The organism is Acinetobacter sp. YH12064 (assembly GCF_013419735.1).
Classification (GTDB): domain Bacteria; phylum Pseudomonadota; class Gammaproteobacteria; order Pseudomonadales; family Moraxellaceae; genus Acinetobacter; species Acinetobacter amyesii.
Genome location: NZ_VOZP01000017.1, coordinates 33,095 through 48,905 on the forward strand (window position 1 = coordinate 33,095; position 15,811 = coordinate 48,905).

Annotated in this window: 17 protein-coding genes and 1 other RNA gene; 15 read left to right on the top strand and 3 right to left on the bottom strand. The window is 40.9% G+C overall.

Annotation, left to right across the window (positions count from 1 at the left end; translation table 11 throughout):
- The first annotated feature begins 123 nt into the window (after positions 1–123).
- From FTU13_RS14995 to FTU13_RS15005, 3 genes are all read left to right on the top strand, one after another.
- A complete protein-coding gene (locus FTU13_RS14995) occupies positions 124–1,068 on the top strand; it encodes a GGDEF domain-containing protein (protein WP_078193095.1) in 945 nt (314 codons plus the stop codon).
- Positions 1,069–1,469: 401 nt separating this feature from the next.
- A complete protein-coding gene (locus FTU13_RS15000; protein WP_078193094.1) occupies positions 1,470–1,919 on the top strand; it encodes an ABZJ_00895 family protein in 450 nt (149 codons plus the stop codon).
- A gap of 70 nt (positions 1,920–1,989) precedes the next feature.
- Positions 1,990–2,925, top strand: coding sequence for a TIGR01777 family oxidoreductase (locus FTU13_RS15005; RefSeq protein ID WP_180126760.1), 936 nt, complete (start codon positions 1,990–1,992; stop codon positions 2,923–2,925).
- Between the two features lie 21 nt (positions 2,926–2,946).
- Here FTU13_RS15005 and thiO read toward each other — a convergent pair whose 3' ends face one another.
- Together thiO and hemB are read right to left on the bottom strand one after the other, a co-directional pair.
- Positions 2,947–4,071, bottom strand: coding sequence for a glycine oxidase ThiO (gene thiO / locus FTU13_RS15010; protein WP_180126758.1), 1,125 nt, complete (start codon positions 4,069–4,071; stop codon positions 2,947–2,949).
- Between the two features lie 137 nt (positions 4,072–4,208).
- Entirely contained in the window at positions 4,209–5,222 is a 1,014-nt protein-coding gene (gene hemB, locus FTU13_RS15015) for a porphobilinogen synthase (RefSeq protein ID WP_180010032.1), read from the bottom strand.
- Positions 5,223–5,329: 107 nt separating this feature from the next.
- Between hemB and FTU13_RS15020 the strand changes: the two genes are divergently transcribed.
- The 3 genes from FTU13_RS15020 (at position 5,330) to FTU13_RS15030 (ending at position 8,774) form a co-directional block, all read left to right on the top strand.
- The gene (locus FTU13_RS15020) at positions 5,330–5,827 is read left to right on the top strand and encodes a thioesterase family protein (RefSeq protein ID WP_180126756.1); all 498 of its coding nucleotides are present in this window, start codon (positions 5,330–5,332) and stop codon (positions 5,825–5,827) included.
- Between the two features lie 262 nt (positions 5,828–6,089).
- On the top strand, positions 6,090–7,241 hold the full coding sequence (locus tag FTU13_RS15025) for an efflux RND transporter periplasmic adaptor subunit (RefSeq protein ID WP_180126754.1): 1,152 nt from the start codon (positions 6,090–6,092) through the stop codon (positions 7,239–7,241).
- Between the two features lie 6 nt (positions 7,242–7,247).
- Complete coding sequence (locus FTU13_RS15030) at positions 7,248–8,774, top strand: DHA2 family efflux MFS transporter permease subunit (protein WP_180126752.1); 1,527 nt, start codon at positions 7,248–7,250, stop codon at positions 8,772–8,774.
- A 70-nt stretch (positions 8,775–8,844) separates the two neighbouring features.
- Here FTU13_RS15030 and glpK read toward each other — a convergent pair whose 3' ends face one another.
- Positions 8,845–10,329: a glycerol kinase GlpK gene (gene glpK / locus FTU13_RS15035; RefSeq protein ID WP_180126750.1), complete on the bottom strand. Its 1,485-nt coding sequence runs from the start codon at positions 10,327–10,329 to the stop codon at positions 8,845–8,847.
- A 128-nt stretch (positions 10,330–10,457) separates the two neighbouring features.
- On the opposite strand from glpK, the gene ssrA reads away from it, so the two are divergent.
- From ssrA to FTU13_RS15075, 9 genes are all read left to right on the top strand, one after another.
- Positions 10,458–10,817, top strand: a transfer-messenger RNA (tmRNA) gene (gene ssrA / locus FTU13_RS15040).
- Between the two features lie 185 nt (positions 10,818–11,002).
- Entirely contained in the window at positions 11,003–11,653 is a 651-nt protein-coding gene (locus tag FTU13_RS17545) for an integrase arm-type DNA-binding domain-containing protein (RefSeq protein ID WP_373423846.1), read from the top strand.
- A gap of 8 nt (positions 11,654–11,661) precedes the next feature.
- Complete coding sequence (locus tag FTU13_RS17550) at positions 11,662–12,390, top strand: site-specific integrase (RefSeq protein WP_257226698.1); 729 nt, start codon at positions 11,662–11,664, stop codon at positions 12,388–12,390.
- Positions 12,387–13,196, top strand: coding sequence for a hypothetical protein (locus FTU13_RS15050; RefSeq protein WP_180126748.1), 810 nt, complete (start codon positions 12,387–12,389; stop codon positions 13,194–13,196). The genes FTU13_RS17550 and FTU13_RS15050 overlap by 4 nt, the downstream gene beginning before the upstream one ends.
- 146 nt (positions 13,197–13,342) lie before the next feature.
- Entirely contained in the window at positions 13,343–13,543 is a 201-nt protein-coding gene (locus FTU13_RS15055) for an AlpA family transcriptional regulator (RefSeq protein WP_180126746.1), read from the top strand.
- A gap of 13 nt (positions 13,544–13,556) precedes the next feature.
- Positions 13,557–13,730, top strand: coding sequence for a hypothetical protein (locus FTU13_RS15060; RefSeq protein WP_180126744.1), 174 nt, complete (start codon positions 13,557–13,559; stop codon positions 13,728–13,730).
- A gap of 19 nt (positions 13,731–13,749) precedes the next feature.
- Positions 13,750–13,986 (top strand): hypothetical protein, encoded by a 237-nt coding sequence (locus tag FTU13_RS15065; RefSeq protein WP_180126779.1) that lies wholly within the window; start codon positions 13,750–13,752, stop codon positions 13,984–13,986.
- Positions 13,970–14,239, top strand: coding sequence for a hypothetical protein (locus tag FTU13_RS15070; RefSeq protein ID WP_180126742.1), 270 nt, complete (start codon positions 13,970–13,972; stop codon positions 14,237–14,239). Before FTU13_RS15065 ends, FTU13_RS15070 begins: the two co-directional genes overlap by 17 nt.
- 140 nt (positions 14,240–14,379) lie before the next feature.
- Positions 14,380–15,591 (top strand): hypothetical protein, encoded by a 1,212-nt coding sequence (locus FTU13_RS15075; protein ID WP_180126740.1) that lies wholly within the window; start codon positions 14,380–14,382, stop codon positions 15,589–15,591.
- Positions 15,592–15,811 lie beyond the last annotated feature (220 nt).

The following is a 15,811-nucleotide window of genomic DNA, read 5'->3' on the forward strand; positions in this document are numbered from 1 at the left end:
ATCTGAAATTAGGTTAAAAAATACCAAGAACTAGGAATATAAAATGTTGTTCTAATCCTGTATATAGGTGAATTATTGTACAGCAGGTGTATTACCTGCATTTGGGGTAGCAGGAGATGCAACATGCCAAATAATCCTTTTGACGAAGAAAAACTTGCAAATAGTATGGTGTATAAGACTTTATTAGAGTCTACATTAGCCATTCCTTGGTGTATTGATTGGGACAGTAAAACATTTAGTTATATTGGACCGCAAATTGAAAAGTTACTCGGTTGGAAACAAAGTAGTTGGAAAACGGTAGATGATTGGGCATCACGTATGCACGAGGAAGACCGTAATTATGTACTGAATTATTGTGTTTCACAGTCGATGGCTGGTATAGATCATGAAGCAGATTATCGTGCACTTAAAGAAGATGGTTCATATCTTTGGATACGTGATGTTGTTCATGTCGTGCGTAAACCAAATGGTGATGTAGATTGTCTTGTCGGCTTTATGTTTGATATTTCCGAGCGGAAAAAACAAGAGGAACAACTACAAAAATTGCAACGTCAGCTCGAAGAATATTCATATAAAGATGGCTTAACAGGTATTGCAAATCGACGTTTGTTTGATGACTTTTACCAGCGTGAATGGTTAAACGCAATCCGCACGCAAAAGCCGCTGAGTTTAATTTTGATCGATTTAGATTATTTTAAACAATACAATGACTTGAATGGTCATGTGATTGGGGATACCTGTCTGCGTCAAATTGCTAAAAGTTTGGAATCTTGTTGTACACGACCTCGTGATTTAGTTGCGCGTTTTGGTGGCGAGGAATTTGCTTGGATTTTACCAGAGACCAATGAAGCCGCAGCAGCAGTGATGGCCGATAGAATTATGGATGCCGTGCGTGCTGCACGATTACCGCATAAAGCCTCTGCAGTGTCGGAACTCGTCACACTCAGCATGGGGGTAAAAACCATTATTCCTTCAGATCTGGATAATCCAATGCAATTTCTGGATCAAGTTGATAAAAACCTTTATGTAGCCAAAAGACAGGGGCGTAATCGCTACTGTGCTGCATAACATAGATTTGCAGTTGTGACTTATTTTAAACTTGCATAAAATTTTCAGTCAGTCGATATTTTATCGGCTGATTTTTTTTTGGGTGTAGAATATAAGAATAAAATTCGATGCTAAATGCATGAGGCACAAAATAAAAGACCGACGATTCGAGTGATGATGAAATCGTCGGTCAAAAAATCGATTTCAAATTTAAGTCATGGCTGCTGTTCATACTTAAATTCAAAATGAAGCTTATTGCTTTTAAAAAGGTCACCGAAACATTGTGGATGCCGTCCAAATCATCGGTTGCTACAGACCTTGTACCCTATATAACGTAGCCGTTTACAGATTGGTTGACATGAAAATGAAAAAAAATGCATTTTTTTTTATACTAGGTGTCAACTTCTTCTTGGGTTAGGGTCATGGTGTCTTTAACACGTTATTTTTTATTGTTTTTTTTCATTTGTTTAATCATGACCTGTATTTGCGGTGTGATCGCTGCATTATTGCCACAGGGTGTAGGTGGTATTTTAACGGTCGTACCCTACCTGATTGCCATGATCGTGGTGTTATTTCGGTTTTTAAATAAAAATCAGAGAGCACCGACACAGGCAGAGCGTAAAAAATTTACCTTAGGTTTTAGCCTGATTTTTTGGTTATATAATTTAGCTTTTGTACTTTTGGGTATCGCAATTTTTTCAAGAAAAGATCCTGAAATTTGGCAAAATTTAATGCTCTATGTTCAACATCCTCAGTTTATGAGTTTAATGGTGATCATGTTGTTACTGATGGCTATCCCTTTGTATTTAATCACCTATTGGTTTTATGGTCCGCAAGCACAGCGGATGGCTGCTCAAAAGTTTGGTGCATAAAGCTTGATCGTTTGGTGATCTTGTTCTATAGATAATAGTATTATTTCATATAGATAGATAAGAACAAATTATGCATCAGCCCACAGTACTGATGACAGGTGGCAGCGGTTTTATTGGCACACATCTCATCAAGGCACTTTTAGCTGCGGATTATAAAGTGATTGGGCTTAGTCGTAAGGCTGGGCGTATTTCTAAATCACCTCATTTAACTTGGGTACAGCAGCTCGATCAAATTCCTCATGACAGAATTGATTATGTGATTAATCTTGCAGGTGAAAGTATCGGCAAAGGTCGCTGGACAGAAACGCGTAAACAGCAATTATTAGAAAGTCGAGTCAAAACCACAGAAGCGCTGTATCAATATTTAAGAAAACGTAAAATTTTTCCGAAATGCATTATTTCAGGTTCAGCTGTTGGCTATTATGGTATTGATATTGAAGAACAATGGACAAAAGTGTGCGATGAAAATACTGCACCACAAGCCATTTTTATGTCAGAGCTATGCCAAAGTTGGGAGCAAGTCACACGCCAATTTCCTGAACAAAATACCATTATCACACGACTAGGTGTGGTCTTGGCTGAAGGTGGCGGAATCTTACCGCAAATGCTGCGACCGATTCAGCTCAATTTGGTCAACAAAATAGGTTCCGGTCGGCAGCCTTTTGTGTGGATACATATACAAGATGTGATCCGAAGTATGCTGTTTTTAATGAAACAAGCAGAGAAAAAATATGGGTTGCTTGAATCTACGCCAATTGATCCGCATATTTTCAATTTGGTTGCGCCGGAAAAAACGACGCAGGCTCAATTTGCGCAGATTGCAGCACGTCAATTAGCCAAAAAGCCGTGGCTCAATGTGCCTGCAACTGTCTTTAAAATTTTATTGGGTGAGCAATCGCAATTAATTTTAAATGGTCAATTGGTTCAGCCAGCCGCATTATTACAGCAAGGCTTTGAGTTTAAATTTCCGACGTTAAAAGAAGCCTTGCAGGATTTATTGGCTTAGTTGAATTTGACGGATTGACCATTATTCGACACTTAATAATGCATCTTGAAACAGGCGAGTCGGACTATAGTGGTCTGCATTGAATGAAGGTGTTTCCCCAGTCATCAGTTCAGCCAATAACTGAGCTGAAGCAGGTCCCATGCATAAACCATTTCTAAAATGCCCAAAGTTTGCCCATAGATTGTCGAAATTTGGCATCTGCCCAATATACGGAATCCCTTCAGGGGAAGATGGGCGCAGGCCAGCCCAAGATTTCACAATCGGAAAGTTGGCAAGCTCTGGTACCATGTCAAAGCAGGATTTTTGAATATGCTGCAAGGTTGTATTTGTTGTCTGAGTATCAAAGCCACATTGGCGCATACTTGAGCCGCAAACCACATGACCGTCTTGGCGTGGAATCAAGTACATGACTTTATTCATGCACATGGTCGGCAACCAGTTCTGCGGAGTTTTAAAGAGAAGCATTTGTCCCTGCACGGGTTGTACGGGTATCTCAATGTCTAGTTGTTCACTCCATGCGGCTGACCAAGCGCCCGTGGCAATAACGAATTGATCAGCTGTATGTTGTTTGCCATCTGCGGTGGTGATGGACTGGATACGATTGTCCGAACGGTTTAATTGGTGGATAGGGCAATGTTCATGAATGATCACTTTGGGATGCTGCTGTAAATAAGCCGTTAATGACTGCAAAAGTCGCGGATTACGGATGTTGGCTAATTGCGAAAAATAAATGCCATGTGCAAAGCGTGCTGAAATGTGAGGATTAATCTGCTCAATTTGCTCGGATTGTAAATATTCCGCCTGTTGCATTGGGTCTTGGTGCAAACGGGCATAATCTAAGCCAATTTCAAAATCATCTTCATCAAAAATCAACATGCCAGTTTCATGAATTTCAAAATCAATCCCAGTCATAGGTTTTAATTTTTCATTCCATTTTTGGTAGCTCTGCTTGCCATAACGTGCGAGCGCATTGACTTCATTGGGATATCGCCAAGGATACATCGGGGAGAGGATGCCACCACCAGCCCAAGATGCGGCAGAACCTGTGCGTTGTTGGTCGAAAATCGTCACCGTACAACCGCGTTCAACGAGTTCCAATGCGCTGAGTAAACCACTAATACCCGCCCCAATAATGGCAATATTCATGTTCTTTTAACCGATGAATGTATGAGTTTGATCTTAACTTCAGCAACGCCGAAGTTTTTCTTCCAAGACTGTTTTTTAAATTTTACAGATATAAAAAAGCCTTCCTGAACGTTACCATTTCAGGAAGGCTTTGCAGGTTATTTCATGTCTTTCAACATGAGTGCTGCATCTTCAGCAAAGTAAGTCCAGATCCCATCTGCACCTGCACGACGGCAGCTCATAAGCGATTCGATAATCACGTTTTCAGACAGCCAACCATTTTGAATGGCACCTGCCAACATGGCGTATTCGCCACTCACTTGATAGACAAATGTTGGAACACCGAAATTATCTTTGACTTCACGGACGATATCTAAATACGGCATACCCGGTTTTACAATCACCATGTCGGCGCCTTCTTGAATATCGAGTGCGATTTCATGTAAAGCTTCAGCACGGTTACCGATGTCCATTTGGTAATTGTATTTATTGCCACCTTTGAGGTTGCTTGAAGAACCTACCGCATCACGGAATGGCCCGTAAAAGCTAGACGCATATTTTGCAGAATAAGCCATGATGTTGGTATAGATATGGCCATTGGCTTCAAGGGCTTGGCGAATTGCACCGATACGACCATCCATCATGTCACTTGGTGCAACCACATCTGCACCCGCTTCAGCATGGCTGAGTGCTTGTTTAATTAAGCATTCAACGGTTTCATCATTCAGTACATAGCCGGTATCATCAATAATACCGTCTTGACCATGTGTGGTGTATGGGTCGAGCGCACCATCAGTGATGAGAACCATTTCTGGTAGTTCTTTTTTTAATAAGCGGATGGTGCTTTGGACTAAGCCATCTTCATGCCAAGCTGCTTCAGCCGTTAAACTTTTATCTTCCTGTGGTGTAACTGGGAACAAAGCTAATTTTGAAACACCCAATTCGAGTAAACGTTCTGCCTTTTTTAGTAACAAGTCAGCAGATAGACGCTGTACGTTTGGCATGCTTGGAATATCTTGAGTTTGTTGCTGGCCTGGCAACACAAATACTGGATAAATGAGATGATCAGTCGTCAGTTGAGTTTCACGCACCATAGCGCGAAGCTGGTCATTTTTACGAATGCGACGCATGCGAGTGGCAGGAAAAGCTGGACGATTGAACGTATAGGTCATAACAATCTCATTGATCAGTATTAAACTTTGACTATTGTAGACGCATAATGAGGGTTTGGCGCACCCCGTATTATTTTTTTATTCAATGACAGCGATTCGAGTAGGCTATGACAGATGTAAATAAGAGTTGGACCGGTAATATTGACCTAAACTCGAAGAATGAAATCGATACTTTATTAAATAACATTGCTCAAGCATTTAACAGCTCCCCATTTTTTGTACACAATGCCATGAAAATGACGGTGATTGATGGTCAGATCGAAGCACGTGTCGACATGGCCAGTAATCTAATTGGAAATGTCGCATTCCAAATTTTACATGGTGGCGTCGCGGCAACCCTACTCGACAGTATCGGTGGTATCTCTGCGATGGCAGAATTGTATAAAAAGGCCACAGCTGAAGATATAGTAGAAACTAGTAAAAAGGTATCTCGCTTAGCGACCGTCGATATGCGTGTGGATTATTTAGCGCCAGGACGTGGACAGTATTTCCTTGCACGAGCTGAAACCTTACGTTTAGGTCGTAAGGGCTGCACCATGCGTATGACCATGGTCAATGATGAAGGTAAAGCGATTGCAACGGCGATTGCATCGTATGCTTATTAAGCCATTTTTAAGTTAACACATTCAAAATGATGAAAAAATAAAGTCCAGCATTGGCAGCAGGGCATGATTTTATCCTGTTGCCGACGAAAAAAAGACTGACGAGTTACATTTTCTATTCTCAGGATATGATTTTTTAGCTTTAAAATGCCGGAAAATTGAAGAAGATAGACTTTCTCACGACACCATTATCTGACAGCAAAGTTGACATGCTTTGCAAAGCTCATGATGCCATGACCAAGTCTGCTAGATTTAGGACAAATCTATGACAGATACCGTTAGTAACCTGCCAGAAACCCCATCTACAGAGCAGCCCACCGATCAGGAATTAAAAGCACGCAGAAAAAAAGGCCTTGGTATAGTGGCTGCATTGATCGTGATTGCTTTGGTGATGTATTTGATTTGGTCAATATTTCTAAATCATTCCGTCAGTACCGATAATGCCTATGTCGGTGCAGAAACAGCGTCGATTACCTCGATGGTCACGGGGCAAGTGGCAGAGGTTTTGGTGAGTGATACGCAGCAAGTGAAAAAAGGCGATGTGCTTGTTCGCATTGATGCTCGTGATGCTGAAATTGCCTTAGCTCAGGCACAGGCTGAATTACTTAAAGCAAAACGCCAATACAAACAAACTGCGGCGAATAGTAGTTCTTTAAACTCACAAATCTTTGTCAGTGATGATGCAATTCATAGTGCAAGCGCACAAGTCGCCAAGGCACAAGCCGATCTGAATAAAGCACAAGATGAATTACAACGTCGTCAACAATTGGCTGCTTCAGGTGCGATTTCTAAAGAAGAATTAAGCACAGCGCAGAGTGCTGTGAATACCGCTAAAGCCAGTTTTGATGTGGCCCAAGCAGGGCTCGCTCAAGCCAAATCTAGTCAAAAAGCGGCACAAAGTAATAAAGCGGCGAATGATGCATTAATTCAAGACAGTAATGAAAACTCAACCCCAGATGTTTTAGTTGCACAAGCACGTCTACAACAAGCTCAGTTGGACTTAGAACGTACACAAATCAAAGCACCTTTTGATGGTGTGGTGACACGTCGTAATATTCAAGTTGGGCAACGCATTGCACCGGGAACGTCATTAATGATGGTGGTGCCAGTCTCTCAGTTATATGTCGATGCCAACTTTAAAGAAAGCCAATTGGCAGGGGTGCAAGCGGGTCAAAAAGTTGAACTGACGTCTGATCTGTATGGTGACAAAGTTAAATTTAATGGCACAGTGACCGGTTTTTCTGGTGGCACAGGCTCAGCATTTGCCTTGATTCCGGCACAAAATGCCACAGGAAACTGGATTAAAGTGGTTCAGCGTTTACCTGTGAGGATTCGTTTAGATCCAAAAGAGTTGGCAGAACACCCACTACGTGTGGGGCTGTCTATGGAAGCGACGATTGACCTGAAATCGAAGTAATTGCCTATGAATCAGCAAATGCAAATGACTGACCTAAAAGGTGGTCGTCTGATTCTCGCTGCCTTGGTTTTGGCACTGGCGAACTTTATGGTTGTGCTCGACATGACCATTGCCAATGTTTCAGTGCCGCATATCACCGGTAGCCTTGCAGTATCGGCATCCCAAGGGACATGGGTCATTACCTCCTATGCTGTGGCAGAAGCGATTTGCGTGCCATTAACCGGTTGGCTCGCTGGGCGCTTTGGTTCTGTACGGGTTTTTGTGATCAGCCTGTTTGGCTTTACGGTATTTTCGATACTGTGTGGTTTGTCGACCAGTTTAGAAATGTTGGTGTTTTGCCGAATTGGGCAAGGTTTGTTTGGTGGTCCAATTATGCCACTGAGCCAAACGTTGTTAATGCGCATTTTCCCTCCTGAAAAGCAATCGCAAGCCATGGGGATGTGGGCAATGACCACTGTGGTTGGCCCCATTTTAGGTCCAATTTTGGGTGGTACGATCAGTGATAATTTATCTTGGCATTGGATTTTCTTTATCAATATTCCTGTCGGAATCGGTTGTGCTATCGCAGCGATGCGCTTACTGAAAACGGCTGAAACACCTACACAGAAATTGAAAATTGACCGCGGTGGTTTACTGCTGTTGGTGTTGTGGATCGGTGCCTTGCAATTGATGTTGGACTTGGGCCATGAGCGAGATTGGTTTAATAATCCATTTATCGTGGTGCTGGCACTGACGGCATTTGTCGGGTTGATCGTTTTTACGATTTGGGAGCTGACTGAGCGGCATCCAGTGGTGAATATACTGCTGTTTAAGTACCGAAGTTTTACCATTTCGGTCTTGGCTTTGGCGTTTGGTTTTGGTGCCTTCTTTGGCAGTATTGTCCTGATTCCGCAGTGGTTACAAATTAACTTGGGCTATACCGCAACGTGGGCCGGTTATCTTACTGCAACGATGGGCGTCGGTAGTTTGACCATGTCGCCAATTGTTGCAAAGCTTGCAACCAAATACGATCAACGTGCTTTGGCGAGTTTTGGTTTAAGTATCTTGGGCGGAGTCACCCTTATGCGCGCCTTTTGGACCACGGATGCAGACTTGATGGCTTTGGCTTTACCGCAAATATTACAAGGTTTTGCCGTACCATTTTTCTTTATTCCCTTGTCCAATATGGCTTTAGCATCTGTACTGCCACAAGACATGGCATCAGCAGCGGGTTTAATGAACTTCTTAAGAACCATGGCAGGGGCTATTGGCGCATCGATTGCTGTTACCATTTGGGATGATCACACCAAAGTCGCACGCAGTGAAATGGTCAGTAATTTACAAGTTACCGAGGTACAAAATACCTTGGTGAATCATGGAATGAGTTCAGAAGCCGCATTGGGTTACATCTCCAGTTTGGTGAATAAAGAAGCCTTAACGCTTTCAGCCAATCATGTGTTTTTAGTCTTGACGGGTGTCTTTATATTCGCTGCACTCATCATTTGGCTCTGTCCACGACCTAAAGCAGGTGTGGGTGGTGCTCATGCACATTAAATATTATCAAGTATAAAAAAACCGCTCGAATGAGTGGTTTTTTATTGCATACGGTGTAGATTGAAAAAAATTAAAGGTCCGAGCGCGCCCGTTTGAGTGCAGATTGCCACTGGGCCAAATGAAATTCACATTGATCAGCATTCATTTTGGGTTCAAAAGCACGTTCTAATTGCCATGATGCTGCAATTTCATCAAGATTTGAAAACACACCCGCTTTGAGTCCGGCCATTGCGGCAGCGCCCCATGCTGTTGATTCTAAAAGTTTAGGACGCAGTACAGGCACATTTAAAATATCGGCCTGAAATTGCATCAGCATATCATTGCTACTGGCACCGCCATCGACCCTGAGTTCTTTAAGTGGACTAGACAGGTCTGACTGCATGGCGGTCAATACATCCGACACTTGAAAGGCAATGGCCTCTAAGGCGGCACGAGTTATGTGGGATTTATTTGTACCACGTGACATTCCACAGAGGAGGGCACGGGCATCACTATCCCAATGCGGAGCGCCTAGCCCAGTAAAGGCAGGAACCAAAACCACGCCATCGGTATGCTCCACTTGGCACGCGAGTTTTTCAACATCACTGCTTTTTTGAATAATCCCTAAACCGTCTCTTAGCCATTGCACGATTGCGCCAGCCATAAATACACTGCCTTCAAGTGCATAATGGGTTTGACCTTGAGCTTGCCATGCAAGGGTCGAGAGTAATTTATTATGGCTATATTGAACTTCGGTGCCGGTGTTAAAGAGCATGAAACAGCCGGTACCATAGGTATTTTTTGCTGTTCCTGCGTCAAAGCATGACTGTCCAAATAGCGCAGATTGCTGGTCACCTAAGATGCCAGTAATGGGAATGTTTGCGCCAAGTAAACCTGTAGCGGTATCTGCAATATATTCATCTGAACTGATGATTTTAGGAAGGACCGACAGGGGAATATCGAATAATTCTAAGAGTTCTTCATCCCAAGCTTGTTGCTGTAAGTTCATTAGCATGGTTCGTGAGGCATTGCTGGCTTCAATCACATGCTCTGCACCTTGCGTCAGGTTCCACACCAACCAACTGTCAATCGTGCCAAAAGCCACATGACCTTGCTCTGCGAGTTCACGTAGACCTTGAGTGTGCTCTAATAACCAAACCAATTTGCCAGCACTAAAATAGGGATCGATACGTAAACCGGTCTTTTTGTGAATGAGGTCATTGAGATTTTGTTGGGTCAGTTGTCCACACCACTCGGTTGCACGGCGGTCTTGCCAGACAATTGCAGGAGCAAGCGGTTGACCTGTGCGTTTATCCCAAACCACAGTGGTTTCACGCTGATTGGTCAGTCCAATGGCTTTAATATCTTTTGCGAGGATACGAGCAGAAGCGAGTGCTTGTTGCACGACGGCAATTTGTGTACTCCAAATTTCTTGAGCATCTTGCTCCACCCAACCCGAATGCGGGGTTTGAATATGGGTTTCCCGTTGAGCTGTAGCTTGAACTTGTCCATGTTCGTTAAAAATGATCGCACGACTTGAAGTCGTTCCTTGATCGAGTGCCAATAAAAAGCTCATATATTTTTCTTTTGCGGTCTTGAAAAATAAAATATTAACGCAATTATGTAATTAAGCGCAGATCAATGTGTAATTGTTTCGAAATTGCATCGCAATTTTTTGAAGTTATGCTATGATGACGCTACTTTGGGGATGTTTCTGGCTTCGACGCTGGTGATGAAACTCATAGATGCATGTCGAGAGCGCATTTTCTCTCGTAAATCAAATTTGCATATTTTAGTCGCAAACGACGAAACTTACGCTCTAGCTGCCTAAGGGCAGCTTGTCCGCATCCCTGAATACTTGTGGTTAGGGGTCCCGACTGAAGCGAACGCACACAAGTCCGTATAAGATCAAGCCTTGGGGTCTTATACTAAATCTTAAAGGATCGCGATTTGTACCCTGTTCGTCGGGTCACAAAGAGCTAAATCAATAGACGATATCTAAGCATGTAGTATTCTCGAGCGTAGTGCTGGCGGACGCGGGTTCAACTCCCGCCATCTCCACCAAAATTCTTAATTGTCATTCGTTCACATGATGACATATCAAACTAAAAGCCTTAACTATCAACAGTTAGGGCTTTTTTTATGCCTTTACATTCTGCATTATTCGTAAACATAGCATTGGCTCATTTGTATGGTGTTTTGTATGTTTGAGTTTAATGATGTGTGACCATACACGGAAAAGGTTTATTGTGTTTAAAGAAGATATTTCAAAATTTCCAATGGCTGATACAGTTCTAAAAGCTTTAGAAACAAATAAAGCTGAAGAACGTATTAACGACGGCGATAATTTATATTTTGTTATTAAGAGAGATGGTAAAAAGCGTTGGGAGTTTAGGTATAAAAAACCAGCTACGGGTAAGTGGACATTTATAGGGCTAGGATCATACCCTCAAGTTAGCGGAAAATTAGCAAGACAAAAAGCTATGGAGGCTCGAAACCAACTTTCTGATGGTATTGACCCGAAGGATGCTAAAGATCAACAAAAACAAGATCAGATCCAACAAAGTAGTGGGGAGTTTTTGTTTCAAAAACTTGCTGAAGAATATTGTGTAAATAAAACTTGGACAAATGATACTCGTATGCGAAATGAGGGGGCGCTAAGAAATCATGTTTATCCTCTCATGGGTAGTCGTGATTATCGGACAATTAAAAAAGTTGAATGGCTTGATTTATTTAAGACAGTTCAAAAAAAACTGCATCCCAAAACAAAGAAACCGATTGTTGAGATGGGGCAACGTGTTTGTGCTTTATGCCGTGATATTTATGATTTAGCTGAAGTGACTGGTCGGGTAGATCAGAACCCAGTGCTAATATTCATAAGCATCTTGAAAAGCATGTAAGTGTAAACATGCCTCATGTTGCTGAAAAAGAATTGCCTGATCTCTTAGTTAAAGTCGTAAATTATCCGACACGACAAACTGCAATTGGTTTACAGCTAGCCTTAATGTTAGGTACTCGACCAAATGAAATTCGCCGTGCTGAATGGTCTGAATTTGATTTTGAAGAAAAACTATGGGTAATTCCTGCACATAAAATGAAGAAGCGTGTTGAACATACGATTCCACTTTCATCACAAGTTATAGAGTTGTTAAAAGAGTTAAAAGCATACAGTGGTTCAAGTCCTTACTTATTTAGAGGGAGAAATTCTAGTAAAGAACCTATTTCAAATGCAACGCTCGGAAATGCTTTAAAAAAAATGGGCTATAACGGTAAGCAAACACCACATGGTTTTCGACATATTATGAGTACAGCATTACGTGAGCGTGGTTTTCGACGTGAGTGGGTTGAATCAGCTTTAGCGCATAAATTGGGTGGTGTGGAAGGTGTCTACAACAAAGCTTTATATCTAGAGCAACGTAGAAAGATGATGCAAATCTGGTCTGACTATTTAGATGCTTTAGCAAATGGCAAATCATTTGAGTTTGATAGTTTTAAAATTGATAAATTGACGGAATATTCATGGAACGATATCGGTTTAGAAAAAAATAAATTCAATGCAAAACAACTAAGAGTGCTTCAATCTTTTATTGAAGCTATGGTTCAAGATGATGATATGTCTGAAGAGGAGGCTGCATGATGTCTTATGTAGATTACGCCGTCGCTTTAGATGAAATATCAAAAATGACTAAACAGCAATGTAATGAATTTACCCTCTTACACTATGTTAAGAATGGTTTGTTGGATTTATACGTTAAATTAAATACAGGATTTGATTTATGTGAGTGTTCGATAGCAGAAGATTTAGCTTACTTGATCAAAAAACAATATGTTGGTTATGTGCGTTTAGATATTTCGGATATAACTAATATCGACTTATTTAATTGTATCAGTAGCTCGTCTAGCTTATCTATTACTCAATTTAAACACGAGTCTAAGAATCTAGGTTGCGTATTGTTGAAGGAAAATTATCATTTTCAAAAAGCTCATTTCATTTCAAATTATTCACATCCTGAAGATAAAAATGTAATTATCAAAAGAATTAACTTATCAGAAGGTGTTGAGGAGCTATATAAAGACGATGCTTCTCCAGTTGAACTTTCAACTGTAGTCGCTGTATTGGGATTAGTTGAAAATATAGTTTTTTCTTTTAATGATATTAAATTCAGTCTTGCACAAATTAAAAAATTACAGAATAAGCCAATTATTCAGTTGAATCCGAAGGTAACTAATATCGACATCCGTAATAAAAGAATGGATTTAGGAAGGAGACTGGGAATTCAGTTTATTAAAAATGTTTTACCTTTCAAGATGGCTAATAATCAAGAAGACTTGGTGAATTTAGTAAATTGCACGTTGAGATGTTTTAATCAGGAGCGCGATTTTCAGACTATTATTGATTGGTGTAAGGAGGAAAATTTACCATTACCTTCCTCTAAAGAATAAAAAATAATCAAAGAAAACTATAAAAATATTTTTTGAATAAAAAGTATTCAAGATTACGGGAGGCTTGATCTGCCGTAATCTTGGAACATCCATATATCTTTATCTCATACTAGCCTCATCGGCAATACGCTGTAATTGAGGTAACTATGAACATCCAACCAATTCGACTCACCAAAAAAGATACTGCTAAAGCTTTAGGTTTAAGTACTGATGGCTTGGATAAGTTAATGAAAAGAGATTCAACCTTTCCAAGAGCCTATAAGTTTGGAAGTTCAATGCAATCAAAATCTTATTTTGATTATTGCGAGATTCTGAAGTGGCATGAATCTCAAAAGTTGATCGTGTAAGTTGGAGAGTTAAATGAAAGTGACGGTCCTTACTTTAAATGAGTACTTTGAAGTCTATACAGAATGTGAAATTACAAGTGAACTTACATCCAATACTTCAATTGTGTTTACGGCGGTACATCATGGTGAAAAAGTGATTCTGATTAATACGGCGTTTGAAAGTTACTTAATTCAAAGTACTAGTTAGGAAAAGTGCAGTGCAAGAAATGTATAGCATTTGGAATGCGGCGCTGTTGTTAACAGCGGAATTAAATAAGCGAACTACAAAACAGTGGTGGTCTTATTTGAAATATAATCCACGAAAGTGGCAAGAACAGGACGGTTTTCTCATCAATTATCACTTGATTGATGGTGAGCTGTTCTACACAGAGGCAGGTTTAAAAGCCTTCATTAATGCTCATAAGCAGGAAACTAAAGGAGAAGTGCATGGACGCTTTAAATGAACTCGAAGTAATTTTACGTGATAACACAACTGTCACGGGTACTGATGCAATGAAGGAATTTATTAAATGTGAGGTGGCGAATGTTATCGAGCATGCCGATACAGGGGATGTCACGGTAGATCTCAGTACCCCATCAGGTATTCAAGGAGCAGCAGAATTGATTTTTTATCATATTGAAGCTGCAACGGAGGTAAAAATTGATATTGCGTTCATTGTTGATGAGATTTGTAGTCAATTAAAGAGACGCAAATAACAAAACGGTGATGCAGTAAAAAAAGGAGATGCTGAAACATCTCCTTTTCCACATTTACACAATCGGCAAAACTGAGCAAGTAACCAACGAACTAGTGTTCATTGTAGCAGTTATTGCTATTCACAGCAGTTAGACAAGATATGGAAATTACACAATATTTAAGCCCACGCGAGTACCGTGAGACTGATAAAGCTACAGCGGAGTTAAATAGCTTCATGCTTGAACTATTTAAGGATGAAAAAAAGCTAGTTATCTTTGATAAGGATATTTTGCTCAGTGAGTACGAGGACAGTGTACCAAAATGGTCAAAGACGAAGCGAACCAAAAAGTCAAAGGTAATCGAATCAACAGCGGTCACAATGGAAACGCCCATAGCGGAAGTTCATGCATTGTTAGACTCATTACAGGAGCGCCTAGCTGACAACATAAAAGATGCTGAACTTTACTATCCTATCAATGTTGAACTGTTTTCATCAGTGCGAAAGATTAAAGCTGTGATTGATTGGCTAGACTTGAGGTTTACAGTAGACCCGACTATGTGCAAGTTCTACAAAGAACATAATGCACGTAGCCGCATTAAAGAGTTAATCACAAAGCGTACAGGTATACGTCACTACATTGCACATAAGGACAACGACATCACCCAGCATGATGCATCATTCACAATTCGACTGCATGACATTCGGAATAAAAGCGATCTAAAGAAAATTACTGATTTACTGGTCAAAGAGTACGGTGCAAAATGTGAAACAATGACTATTGATGCGATCGAATTATCTCTTGATTTTTACGGAGATGATGGTTCGGCTATAGTCATCAAGTTGCACAAAGCCATGCAGTACCCAGTAGACGCTAGGTTATTACGAACCTATAAAACAAAATGGACACGGCGAGATATACCGACCGCCCCACATGCGCTTTATGAGCTTGTAGAAAATGGCTACAACATCGGCATGGGCGATCATCGGAGTGATGTATTCTGCGTGAGAGCATACTTCAAACGAACCGACAAGGGCGGTCAATCTTTATCGAAAGACCAGCACAGAGCGCGAATTGAAGTAACGCTGACAAAGTTAGCTTTTACGGATAATACCATTGACCTTCACATAAGCAACTTGCGCAAAATCATTACTTGCGGATTCAAGAAAATGCAATTCACTAAATTGAGCAAACGAGCAATGCTCACCGAAAAAGACCAGTATTACACCCAAGTGAAACCATTCGGAAAAGAGCAAGAGGACAAGCTGAGTATCAGCAGACATAAGCGAAATTTACCCGATGCGATCGAGAGTTACGCGTGGCTGAATGAAGCGAAACGAAACGCCGTGAAAGACCTTGCGAGAAAGTTTTAATTCGCAAATTTCGGGGTGTTTTTTTAAAGATCAATTTTACTCTAAGTCATATGTTGTATGACTTAGAGAGATTTTTGGAACACAAGTTGGCCTAATAACAGTAATAACATATATGTCTATTAATATACTGAGTAATGATTATTAACGAGAGGATGAGCGATAGCGAATCTGAACGAAAAAGAATAATCAGACCAACAAACAAACCGCCCATGGCTCAAAT